General features: G+C 65.6%; 13 protein-coding genes. 5 read left to right on the top strand and 8 right to left on the bottom strand.

All coding sequences use genetic code 11. The features are described 5' to 3' along the window. The first annotated feature begins 78 nt into the window (after positions 1 to 78). The 3 genes from ACSUZJ_RS24015 (at position 79) to ACSUZJ_RS24025 (ending at position 2807) form a co-directional block, all read left to right on the top strand. A complete protein-coding gene (locus ACSUZJ_RS24015; protein WP_499412177.1) occupies positions 79 to 1224 on the top strand; it encodes a D-alanyl-D-alanine carboxypeptidase family protein in 1146 nt (381 codons plus the stop codon). Between the two features lie 349 nt (positions 1225 to 1573). Continuing rightward, positions 1574 to 2491, top strand: coding sequence for an aldo/keto reductase (locus tag ACSUZJ_RS24020; RefSeq protein ID WP_499412178.1), 918 nt, complete (start codon positions 1574 to 1576; stop codon positions 2489 to 2491). Positions 2492 to 2498: 7 nt separating this feature from the next. Next, positions 2499 to 2807 (top strand): metal-sensitive transcriptional regulator, encoded by a 309-nt coding sequence (locus ACSUZJ_RS24025; protein WP_499412180.1) that lies wholly within the window; start codon positions 2499 to 2501, stop codon positions 2805 to 2807. On the opposite strand, the gene pssA is transcribed toward ACSUZJ_RS24025, so the two are convergent. Then, the gene (pssA, locus tag ACSUZJ_RS24030) at positions 2804 to 3598 is read right to left on the bottom strand and encodes a CDP-diacylglycerol--serine O-phosphatidyltransferase (protein ID WP_499412181.1); all 795 of its coding nucleotides are present in this window, start codon (positions 3596 to 3598) and stop codon (positions 2804 to 2806) included. The genes ACSUZJ_RS24025 and pssA overlap by 4 nt on opposite strands. Positions 3599 to 3736: 138 nt before the next feature. Here pssA and ACSUZJ_RS24035 point away from each other — a divergent pair, with 138 nt between their 5' ends. Then, complete coding sequence (locus tag ACSUZJ_RS24035; RefSeq protein ID WP_499412182.1) at positions 3737 to 4750, top strand: CAP domain-containing protein; 1014 nt, start codon at positions 3737 to 3739, stop codon at positions 4748 to 4750. Positions 4751 to 4756: 6 nt separating this feature from the next. Next, on the top strand, positions 4757 to 5404 hold the full coding sequence (locus tag ACSUZJ_RS24040) for an Hpt domain-containing protein (protein WP_499412183.1): 648 nt from the start codon (positions 4757 to 4759) through the stop codon (positions 5402 to 5404). 126 nt (positions 5405 to 5530) lie between these two features. Here ACSUZJ_RS24040 and ACSUZJ_RS24045 read toward each other — a convergent pair whose 3' ends face one another. From ACSUZJ_RS24045 to rpmH, 7 genes are all read right to left on the bottom strand, one after another. Next, the gene (locus ACSUZJ_RS24045) at positions 5531 to 5698 is read right to left on the bottom strand and encodes a hypothetical protein (protein ID WP_499412185.1); all 168 of its coding nucleotides are present in this window, start codon (positions 5696 to 5698) and stop codon (positions 5531 to 5533) included. A gap of 365 nt (positions 5699 to 6063) precedes the next feature. Next, complete coding sequence (locus tag ACSUZJ_RS24050; RefSeq protein WP_499412187.1) at positions 6064 to 6639, bottom strand: DUF1439 domain-containing protein; 576 nt, start codon at positions 6637 to 6639, stop codon at positions 6064 to 6066. 232 nt (positions 6640 to 6871) lie between these two features. Further along, entirely contained in the window at positions 6872 to 8251 is a 1380-nt protein-coding gene (mnmE, locus tag ACSUZJ_RS24055; RefSeq protein ID WP_499412188.1) for a tRNA uridine-5-carboxymethylaminomethyl(34) synthesis GTPase MnmE, read from the bottom strand. A 66-nt stretch (positions 8252 to 8317) separates the two neighbouring features. Continuing rightward, the gene (yidC, locus tag ACSUZJ_RS24060) at positions 8318 to 9979 is read right to left on the bottom strand and encodes a membrane protein insertase YidC (protein ID WP_499412190.1); all 1662 of its coding nucleotides are present in this window, start codon (positions 9977 to 9979) and stop codon (positions 8318 to 8320) included. A gap of 11 nt (positions 9980 to 9990) precedes the next feature. Further along, on the bottom strand, positions 9991 to 10251 hold the full coding sequence (gene yidD, locus ACSUZJ_RS24065) for a membrane protein insertion efficiency factor YidD (RefSeq protein ID WP_499412192.1): 261 nt from the start codon (positions 10249 to 10251) through the stop codon (positions 9991 to 9993). Further along, complete coding sequence (rnpA, locus tag ACSUZJ_RS24070) at positions 10248 to 10694, bottom strand: ribonuclease P protein component (protein WP_499412194.1); 447 nt, start codon at positions 10692 to 10694, stop codon at positions 10248 to 10250. The genes yidD and rnpA overlap by 4 nt, the downstream gene beginning before the upstream one ends. Positions 10695 to 10724: 30 nt before the next feature. Then, complete coding sequence (gene rpmH / locus ACSUZJ_RS24075) at positions 10725 to 10859, bottom strand: 50S ribosomal protein L34 (RefSeq protein ID WP_040378179.1); 135 nt, start codon at positions 10857 to 10859, stop codon at positions 10725 to 10727. Positions 10860 to 11193: the final 334 nt, after the last annotated feature.

Raw genomic sequence — 11193 nt, forward strand, 5'->3', positions numbered from 1 at the left:
TCTTCTTTTTTCTCCGGGCAATGTCTTGACAGGCATTGCCTGCGCTTCACCACCCCACTGACTTAGACTTTAGCTCCCATGAAAAAACTGATTGCGGCCGTGGCCGCCAGCCTGCTGATGGTATCGGCCAGTGCGCAAACCGTGCCCGCGCCCCAGATCGCGGCGAAATCGTGGCTGTTGCTCGACGCCACCAGCGGCCAGGTCATCGCGGCCCAGGACCCGAACCTGCGTATCGAGCCGGCATCGCTGACCAAGATCATGACGGCCTACGTCACCTTCCAGGCGATCCGCGACAAGAAGCTGACCCTGAACCAGATGGTCAATGTGTCGACCCGCGCCTGGAAAGTCGATTCGAGCAGCTCGAAGATGTTCATCGATCCGGCCACCCCGGTCAGCATCAGCGACCTGCTGCATGGCCTGATGGTGCAGTCTGGTAACGATGCCGCCGTCGCGCTGGCCGAAGCGGTCGCCGGCGACGAAGGCACCTTCGTCACGCTGATGAACCGCGAAGCCCAGCGCCTGGGCCTGAAGAACACGAAGTTCGCCAACCCGCACGGCCTGCCGAGCCCGGACAACTACTCGACCGCGCAGGACCTGGCCACCCTGGCCACCCACGTGATCCGCGACTTCCCCGAGTTCTACAAGATCGACTCGGTCAAGCAGTTCACCTACAACAAGATCACCCAGCAGAACCGCAACCGCCTGCTGTGGCTGGACCCGACGGTGGACGGCATGAAGACCGGCCACACCGACGCCTCGGGCTACAGCATGATCGCCTCGGCCCGCCGCCCGAACGGCAACAGCGGCGAACGCCGCCTGATCTCGGTGCTGTCCGGCGCCAGCTCGGATGGCGCGCGTACCCAGGAAAGCCAGAAGCTCCTGAACTGGGGCTTCCAGAACTTCGACACCGTCAAGCTGTATTCGAAGGGCCAGGCCGTGGCCACGCCGGAAGTGTGGAAGGGTTCGCAGTCGAACGTGAAGATCGGCTTCACCAACGACGTCCTGGTGACGGTGCCGAAGGGCGTCGCCGGCAAGCTCAAGCCTGTGCTCGAGCGCAAGGACCCGCTGGTCGCCCCGCTGCCGAAGAACGGCCGCGTCGGCACCCTGAAGATGATGGTCGACGGCAAGCCGCTGCTGGTGCTGCCGGTCGTGGCGCTGGAAGAAGTGTCGGAAGCCTCGGTTTTCGGCCGCGCCTGGGACTCGATGCGCCTCTGGATGAAGTAAGCGCTTAGTTTGCTTGCATAGGTGCTTCCTGCAACGCCCGCCCGGTTCGCCCGGCGGGCGTTTTGTTTTCTACGACCGAGGACAGGGCTGCTGCCCCGTAGGGTGGACGGCTCCACCAGGTGCTTGCTCGTTGTCAGCGTTTGCGCCGTCCACGCGTTCAACGAACGGATGATCTGCCGCGGCGGTTCGGAGGATCGTTGAACGCGTGGACGGCATCCCTGCCGCAGGCGCACTCATTCACGGGTGGAGCCGTCCACCCTACGGGTCTGCACCACGTTGCATGCGGCGACGCCGCCAGGCTGCCGCCGCTATAATGCCTTGTTACCGTATAAGCAAGAAAGCACCCCCGATGACCCAGCCTTCCCTCACCTGCCCTCGCATCGCCACCCGCCGCGATGGCCTCGCACTGTCGCGCATCGTCGCCGGCATGTGGCGCATGGGCGAATGGAACATGCCGGTGTCGTCGCGCGTCGCCTTCATCGAGGAATGCATCGCGCTGGGTGTGACGAGTTTCGACCATGCCGACATCTACGGCGACTACGGCGTCGAGACCCTGTTCGGCGAAGCCCTGCGCGCACAGCCCTCGCTGCGCGACCGGATCGAGATCGTCAGCAAGTGCGGCATCAAGCTGATTTCCTCGAAGCGCCCCGAGCACACGATCCAGCATTACGACACCAGTTTCGAACACATCGTCGCTTCCGCCGAACAGTCGCTGCGCCAGCTCGGCACCGACCACCTCGACCTGCTGCTGATCCACCGCCCGGATCCCCTGATGAACTTCGACGAGGTCGCCGAAGCCTTCACCCGCCTGCAGCAGGACGGCAAGGTGCGCCATGTCGGCGTGTCGAACTTCACCCGCCACCAGTTCGAGGCGCTGAACCGGCGCGTGCCGCTGGCGACGAACCAGGTCGAATTCTCGCCGCTGCACACCGCGCCGATGTTCGACGAGACCTTCGACGGCCTGCAGGACCTGGGCGTGGCGCCGATGATCTGGTCGCCGCTCGGCGGCGGGCGCCTGTTCACCTCGAACGACCCGCGCATCGTCAACTTGCGCGCCACCATCCAGGAAGTGGCTGACCGCATCAATCAGTCCTTCGCCAGCGTGGTGTTCGCCTGGATCATGGCGCTGCCGAGCCGTCCGCTGCCGCTGACCGGCAGCGGACGCATCGAATCGGTGGCCGCCGCGGTCGCCGCGACCGGCATCGCGCTCGACCGCGCCGACTGGTTCGCGATCCTGCGCGCGGCGCGCGGACACGAAGTGGCCTGAGGACGCCATGGCGGAAGGGGTCAAGATCATCGAGGGCCGCGCGCTGACAGCCCAGCAGAAGAAGGACCTGCTCAATCGCCTGGCCCGCATCGAGGGCCAGTTGCGCGGGGTCCAGAAGCTGATCGCGCTGGCGGCCGAGCCCTCGGATTGCGAGGCCGTCGCCCAGCAGATGGCGGCGGCGCGCAAGGCGCTCGACCGCTCGTTCGTTCAACTGCTCACGGCGACCGTCGTGACCCATAGCGAGCAGGCCGACAATCTCGAGGACGCGCGCGCCACGGCGGCGCGGCTGGCGGCCCTGCTCGACAAATTTGCTTAGACCTGCGCCTCGTCTTCGTCGTAGACCTTGGGCGGCGCAATGCCGCGCCAGCCGCTCTGCCAGGCGATGTTGAGCAACAGCGTGGCGCAGATGTAGAGCAGGAAGAAGAGCACGAAAAAGCGCGTCTGCAATATGATCAGCAACAGGACCGCCACAGCCAGGACGATGTACATTCCTTTGGTCAACTTTTGCTTGCTGCTAGGAAAGCGTACAGTCGACACCATCAGCGTGCCGATGGCGACCATCAGCGCCATCACGGCAAACGCCTGGGCGGTGTTGACGACCGGGTCGGGCCAGGCGACAACGACGGAGGCGACGCAGGCCGCGCCCGCCGTGATCGGCATGCCGACGAAGTAGCGAGGATCGGTCTTGCCGACCGAAACGTTGAAGCGCGCCAGGCGCAGCGCGCCGCAGGCAACGAAGATGAAGCAGGCCAGGCCGCCCATGCGCACGATGGTCGGGTGCGCCGCGCCGAGCTGGGCGAAACCGTAGCAGTACAGCAGCAGGCCGGGCGCGCAGCCAAAGTTCATGACGTCGGCGATGGAGTCGAGCTGGACGCCGAAGCTGGACTGGGTGTTGGTGGCGCGCGCAACGAAGCCGTCGAGCGCGTCGAACACGCCGGCCAGCACCAGCAGGATGGCGGCCAGCCGGAAGTCGCCCGGGGCGCCGACCTGGGCGTTGTCGACCGAGATGACGATACTGCCGAAACCGCAGGCGATCGACAGCAGGGTGACGAAACTCGGCAGGGCAAACTTGGCGCGCGCCAGGCGCTTGGGTCGGGGCTGGTTCAATTGGTGTCCGGACGTGGGAAAGATGGCCGTATTCTACAGTGGCAAGAGCGGCACGGTCGCGCACGGCGCTGGAGTCATGCGTTTTGGATTTGTCCTAGAATGTGCATCCACAGATTTGATTCATATCAGGAGTTACGGATGAGCGAAATCCTTCGCGCGCGGACAATACTGGCGGGATGCGTCACCGCCCTGGCCCTGGCCGCGTGCGGCGGCGGCGGCGGCGGCGACAGCCCGGCCCCGAGCGCGCCCCCCAGCGGCAATGCGCCGCCGGGGACCACGAATCCCGATCCGCTCACCCCCGCCCCGCCGGTCTCGGGCATACCGACGCAGCCCGGTGCGCCTGCGCTGACCGGCAATATCGCGCTCGATGGCCGCGAATGGCTGAACTTCCGCCGCGCCCAGGTCGGCCTGTCCACGCTCACCCACAGCACCGTGATCGACATCGCGGCGCAAGGCCATTCGGACTACCAGCGCATCAACAACACCATTTCGCACGAGCAGACTCCAGGGCGCGAGGGCTTCACCGGCGCTACCCTGGCCGACCGCCTGGCCGCCGCCGGCTACGTGTTCAACACCAGCGCCGCGCGTGCCTATGGCGAAGTGATCTCGGCGGCGTCGAACAACTCCGGGCAATACATGGCCGAGGAACTGATCACCGCGGTCTACCACCGCTTCGTCATCTTCGAGCCGGTGTTCAAGGAAGTCGGCACCGGCGCGGCGACCTCGGGCACCGGCCGCAGCTATTTCACCGCCAACTTCACCGCCAACAACGGCTACGGCACGGGCCTGGCGCGCGGCCAGGTCGCGGTCTGGCCTTTCGATACCCAGACCGGCGTACCGCGTAACTTCTTCAGCGACACCGAATCGCCCGACCCGGTCCCCGACCGCAACGAAGTCGGCTATCCGATCAGCGTGCACGCCAACATCAACGCGCCGGTCGTGGTGCAAACCTTCACCGTGCGCCCACGCGGCGGCGCCGACCTGGCGACGCGCCTGCTGAGCAATGCGAACGACACGCACACCGGACGCTCCTCGGCCGCGATCGTGCCGCTCTCGCCGCTGGTGGCCGGCACGACCTACGACGTGACCTTCGCCGGCACGGTCGATGGCTCGGCGGTCAGCCGCAACTGGTCGTTCACGACGGCCCGCTGATCCGCGATGAACAAGCCGGACCCGGCCATCACGAAGCCGGCGGCAGCGGGCGCCGCGCCCGCGCCGCTGGTGGATGTCGAAGCCGGCGTCGAGCGCCTGATGGGCAACCGCCCGGTCTACCTGCGCGCGCTGGCGCGCTTTCGCCACGACTACCGTAGTGCCGGCGGCGCCATCGGCACCGCCATCGAGACCGGCAACCTGATGCTGGCCCAGCGCCTGGTCCACACGCTCAAGGGTGCGGCCGGGATGATCGAGGCGCCTTCCCTGCACGCGGCGGCACTGGCGCTGGAAGCGGCCCTGCGGGCGCCGGCCGCCGGAACAGCCGGCGCGACCAGTCTCGGGACGTCGTTCGCGCGCCTCGATGCCGAACTGGCGCACGTCTTGCGTGAACTCGACGCGATGCCCGGCCTGGCCGAGTCCGGCGTGCCGGCGCCACGCCTGGTGGGCAGCGACGATGTGGTGGCCCGCCTGCGCACCCTGCTCGATATTGGCGATGGCGAAGCCGTCGACCTGGTCGAGCAGGCGCGCGATGTGCTGGTTGCGGAACTGGGAGAAGAGGAATACGGCAGGCTCGGCGCCGCGGTCGCGGACTTCGATTTCGAGCGTGCCCTGGCGCTGCTCGAACGGTCCGGGCGGGCCGGGAGTAAAAGCTGAGCGCCTCTGGCGCAACCTGAAAATCAAGCCTGGAGACGAGGCGACGCGCCAGGAGACAGCACGCCCGCTACGGCGAGCGATGCAAGGCCGCCATGGGGTTGATTGGCGCGCTGGAGGAGCGCGCTTTCAGCGCGTGTATTCGGCCTCTTCGTCGAACGAGTCGGCGCAGCCTTTTCCGCAAAAGCGGCGCACGCTGTCGAGCGGTTTCTCGCAATACCAGCAGGAACCCTTGGCCGGCAGACTCAGGCGCGTCGGCATGGTGCGCGCGGCAGAGGCCGCCAATGGCTCAGCCATCACGCTTTCGTTCGGCAAACTCTCTTGTATCGTTTCCAAGATCCCCCCCACCGCAGCACGTCAATCCGTAAAGCAAGATTACTTCAGCGGAACATCCCAGGCATGAGAAAGCGCAATCCGGGAGCCCGCACCGGCAGCGCTGCCACAGCCATTCGATGCCCAGTGTGCGCCGAACCCGGCGCATCCGCAACGCCATCCGCAAGGAATTGCAGGCTTGCGGCAACCGAACAACACCTTCTTCCACCGCCGGGCGCAGTACGGACGCCAGTGTTCTCGGGTGCGGAAATCATAGCATTATTGATAACAAATACAGGGCCTGCGTCAATCGTGCGCGGCCTTCAACGGGACCGGATTTGTAACAGCGTTCAGCGCGGCTGGGCGGGTTCGAGCGATACGCGCAGGCCGCTCGCCGTGGTGGCGATACGGGTTGGCACGTACTGCACGCCGGCATAGCGCAGCTCGTCCATGCGGAAGGTATAGACGGGGATGTCGAGAACGAGCTGGTCCATCAGGCCGTTGGCGGCGCGCGCCAGCTGGCGCTGCACCGACTCGTCCAGCCCGGCTATGGCGAAGCGCTCGATGCGCGGTTCGGCCATGAAAACGCCGCTCCTGGCCGGGTCGACGTAGAGGCGCCCGGAAAACGCCAGGCTGCCGGCGAGCGGCCGGCGCAGGAAGGACTGGGCGACGGTGGCGTCGACGGTGAGCGAGACGCGGTCGCCTTCGTGCACCGCCAACTGCGGGCGTGTCAGGCGCACGTCGAACAGCTCGAGCATGCGGTTGTCCATCGGGAAGCGGCGGTCGAGGCTGGATTGCAGCTTCGACAGCGGCAGGTCGACTTCGCGCGGGCCGAGCAGGCTGGCGCAGGAGGCCAGCAGGGCGGCGCCCGAGACGGCCAGGGTTGCCAGCAGAATGCGCCGGCGGCGTGCATGGGGGTCGGTCATGAGTGCTCCTGTGTTCGCTGGGGTAGAGCCTAGCATGAAGCGGCGGGAGCTCGCGTGCGCGCGGCTGGGCGACGTGATCGGTGATGTGTGGCTTTTATAGTTTTGTAGGGTGGACACCTGTGTCCACGCGGTACGGCAGTTGCACACCGATTGCGGCTTGACGGAAGCATTCGTAATGCTCACCCGGTGAGACCGCGTGGGCACAGGTGCCCACCCTACGAAAAACAAACGCTTATTTGCCGATACAGAAGCGGCTGAAAATCACGCCCAATAAATCATCCGGCGTGAACTCGCCCGTAATACTCGACAGCTGATCCTGGGCCAGGCGCAGCTCTTCCGCGAACAGGTCCAGCGACTGGTCGTCCTGCGCCGCGTGCTGGGCCGCCACATCGAGGTGGCGGCGCGCCGCGCGCAGGGCGATCAGGTGACGCTCGCGCGCGAGATACAGCGATTCGCCCGTCTGCTGCCAGCCGGCGATGCGCAGCAGTTCCGCGCGCAGCAGGTCGATCCCGGTCTTTTCGTTGGCCGACAGGTAGATATGGGTCGCGTCCGCCGCCTGGTCGACCGTGGCGCGGTGTCCCGACAGGTCGATCTTGTTCCAGATGCGCACCACCGGCACGCCGGCCGGGAAGGCGGCGACGATTTGCTCGTCGGCCGCGCTCGGGCCCAGGTTGGCGTCCAGCAGGTGCAGGATCACGTCCGCCTTGCCGACTTCTCCCCAGGTGCGCTCGATGCCGATGCGCTCGACCACGTCGATGCCCTCGTCGATCGCGCGGATGCCCGCGGTGTCGATGATGTTCAGCGGAATACCCTCGATCTGGATGGTTTCGCTGACCTTGTCGCGGGTGGTGCCGGCGATCGGCGTGACGATCGCTACCTCGGCCCCGGCCAGCGCATTCAGGAGCGAGGACTTACCGACGTTCGGCTGCCCGACCAGCACCACGTTCAGGCCCTCGCGCAGCAGGGCGCCTTGCGCCGCCTGGCGGAAGACGTGTTCGAGCGAGTCAATGATGCCGGCCAGCTGGCCGCGGGCGTTCGATTTCTCCAGGAAGTCGATTTCCTCTTCCGGGAAATCCAGCGTCGCCTCGACCAGCATGCGCAGGTTGATGGTCTGCTCGACCAGCCGGTGCACGACTTGCGAGAAGGCGCCGGACAGCGACTGCGAGGCGGATTTCGCCGCGGCTTCGGTCGAGGCGTCGATCAGGTCGGCCACGGCCTCGGCCTGGGCCAGGTCGAGCTTGTCGTTCAGGTAGGCGCGGCGCGTGAATTCGCCCGGCTCGGCCAGGCGCAGGCCGTGCTCGGCCCCCGCTTCCAGCACGCGTGCCAGCAGCATCTGCAGCACGACCGGGCCGCCGTGGCCCTGCAGTTCCAGCACGTCTTCGCCGGTATAGGAATGCGGCGCCTTGAAATACAGGGCCAGGCCCTGGTCGATGACGCTGCCGTCGCCCGACTTGAACGGGATATAGGTGGCGTGGCGCGGCGCCAGGGTCGTGCCGGGGAACAGGGATTCGATCAGGGGACCGAGCGCCTTGCCCGAGGCGCGGACGACGCCGATGCCGCCGCGTCCCGGTGCGGTGGCGATGGCGGCGATGGGGGAGGTATCAAGCTTCATGCGGAAATTGTAGATGATAAAAAAAGCCCGTGGTTTTCCACGGGCTTTCCTTGAGGCCGGAACGAATTACTTCTTCGGCTCGAACTTCTTGGTGATGACCCACTGCTGGGCGATCGACACCAGGTTGTTGACCACCCAGTACAGCACCAGGCCCGACGGGAAGAACACGAACATGACCGAGAATGCCAGCGGCATGAACAGCATCATCTTCGCCTGCATCGGGTCGGCCGGCTGCGGGTTCAGCTTGGCGGTGACGAACATCGAGATCGCGTACAGCACTGGCAGGATGAAGAACGGGTCAGGCTGGGTCAGGTCGGTGATCCAGCCGATCCACGGCGCGCCGCGCATCTCGACCGAGGCCTGCAGCACGTAGTACAGGGCCAGGAACACCGGCATCTGGATCAGGATCGGCAGGCAGCCGCCCAGCGGGTTGATTTTCTCGGCCTTGTACAGCTCCATGGTGGCCTGCTGCATCTTGACCGGATCGTTCTTGAAGCGTTCGCGGATCGCCTGCATCTTCGGCGTCACCACGCGCATCTTCGCCATGCTGCGGTAGCCGGCGGCCGACAGCGGGAAGAAGGCCAGCTTGATCAGGATGGTGAAGGCGATGATGGTCCAGCCCCAGTTGCCCAGCAGCTGGTGGATGTGGTCCATGATCCAGAACAGCGGCTTGGCGATGATCGCGAACATGCCGTAATCCTTCACCAGCTCCAGGCCCGGGGTGATGGTCTCGAGCTTCTTCTCGTCCTGCGGGCCCGAGTACAGGCGCGCGGTGTTCGAGACGGTCGCGCCCGGCGCCACGGTGCCCAGCGACTGGACGGTGCCGATCGCGTACAGGTTGGTCGCGATCTTCTTGGTGAAGATGTCGCGCGGGGTGTTTTCGCTCGGAATGAAGGCCGACACGAAGAAGTGCTGCGAGACCGCCACCCAGCCGCCGTTCGACTTGGTCGAGTGCTCGGCCTTGTTCTTCTCGATGTTCTCGAAGCTCAGCTTCTGGTATTTGTCTTCCGGGGTCCACAGGGTCGGGCCGGTGAAGCTCGGGGTGAACCAGGAGTCGCCCGGCGGCTTGTTGCCGTCGTGCTGGAGCTGCAGGTAGAGCGCAGGCTGGACCGGCGCCGCGGTCAGGTTCGTGACGTCGTGGCGCACGTCGATCACGTAGTCGCCGCGCTTGAAGGTGAAGGTCTTGGTCAGCTTCACGCCACCCTGCTCGGCTTCGAGGACGAGTTGCACCTGGTTGTTGCCGTCGATGGTGCGCACACCTGGACGCGCCACGAAAGGCGTGTTGTGGTTCGGCAGGACGCCGGCCGGGGTGGTGCCGATCAAACCGGTCTGGCCCAGATAGACGTTGTTGCCCGACACGTCGAACAGGACCTGGTTCTTGGTCTTGTCGAAGTGGTCCGGGTACTGCAGCAGCTCGAGGCGGCGGATCACGCCGCCCATGGTGTCGATGTCGGCCTTCACCACGTCGGTGGTGATGGTGATGCGCTCGGCGCGCACCGGCGCCGGGGCGGCCGGCTGGCCTGGTGCGGCGTTCGGCACGGTGCCCGGCTGGGCCGGGGCGGCGGGCACGCCGGTGGTGCCGTTGGTGGCTGGCGCCTGGGCGACCTTGGCCGGCGGTGCGGGCGAGAACATCGACTGCTTACCGTTCGACACCATCCAGTTGTTCCAAAGGACGACTAACGAGACGGCGAAGACAATCCACAGAATGGTACGTTTGTTGATTTCCATTGAGGTATTCGTCAGGAGTGGTTGCAACCGCAAGCGGCTGAGTGAGAATGCTTGTGCCGTGCGGGCGGCACGGGGTCGTGCCCGCCTTCGTTCCAGGGATGGCAGCGGCCGAGGCGGCGCACCGTCAGCCAGCTGCCGCGCAGCGCGCCATGGGTCTGGAGCGCCTCGATGGCATAGCAGGAACAGGAAGGATAGAAACGGCAGTTCTGCCCGAGCATCGGGGACAGCACGAGCCGGTAGGCACGCACGATCCAGATGAGCAGGGTTTTCATGATGATGAAGATGGGGCAGCCTGTGCCGCCACCGCGGGCGCCGGCACCGCCGCCTTCGCCGGAGCCGGCTTGCGCGGGCGCTGCGAGGCGAACAGGCGCGACAGTTCCGTGCGCAGCAGGCGCTTGAGCGCCGTCGTGGTGGCCGGCCCGTCCTTGGTATTCACCGGACGCGCCAGGCGCACGATGCAGTCGAGCGACTGCAGTTCGCTGGTACGGAACAGTTCGCGCGTGACGCGCTTGATGGTGTTGCGGGTGACCGCGCGCGGCGCAAAGCGTTTGGCCGCGACGATGCCCAGCCGCGCATGCGGCAGCGGGCTGGGGCGGGTGTAGAGCACGAAATGCGCGGATTTTTGCGTGGGCCGCAAACGAAAAACGGATGAAAATTCATCCGTTTTCAGAATGCGCCGAGCGCGCGCGAAGTCGTGCGAACCTTCGCCTGTCATGTGACCGCGGTCGACCGGGGCGCGGCTGGCTTAGACAGCCAGACGCTTGCGGCCCTTGGCGCGGCGTGCGTTCAGAACCTGGCGGCCACCACGGGTAGCCATACGTGCGCGGAAGCCGTGCGTACGCTTGCGACGAACGACGGAAGGTTGGTAAGTACGTTTCATGGTGGTCTCGCTTAAAGCAAAATAGTATGCAAAATCGGGTCTGACGTCTGTTCGTCAGGAATCGGCGCCAATGACAGTTCGCTACGTTAAGCCAGCGTCACGCCACAGCTAGTCCGTGCATTTCTCAACCATCGGAGGAGGGCTGAGCAGGCGGGCGGACAGGGAACCCTGAATTAGACCCTACTTGCCGACCTGCTGTCAAGGCGCCTGTTGTTTCCGGATGTAGATAACTTTGCTTTTATCCCCAGCGCTGCGCGAAAAACTCTGGATCACCTGTGGATAACTTTCGCGAAGACAGGTAAAATAGCGTGTTACGTATCAATTAGCCGCACAC

The sequence above is a fragment of the Telluria sp. B2 genome, assembly GCF_051789535.1.
Taxonomy (GTDB): domain Bacteria; phylum Pseudomonadota; class Gammaproteobacteria; order Burkholderiales; family Burkholderiaceae_D; genus Telluria.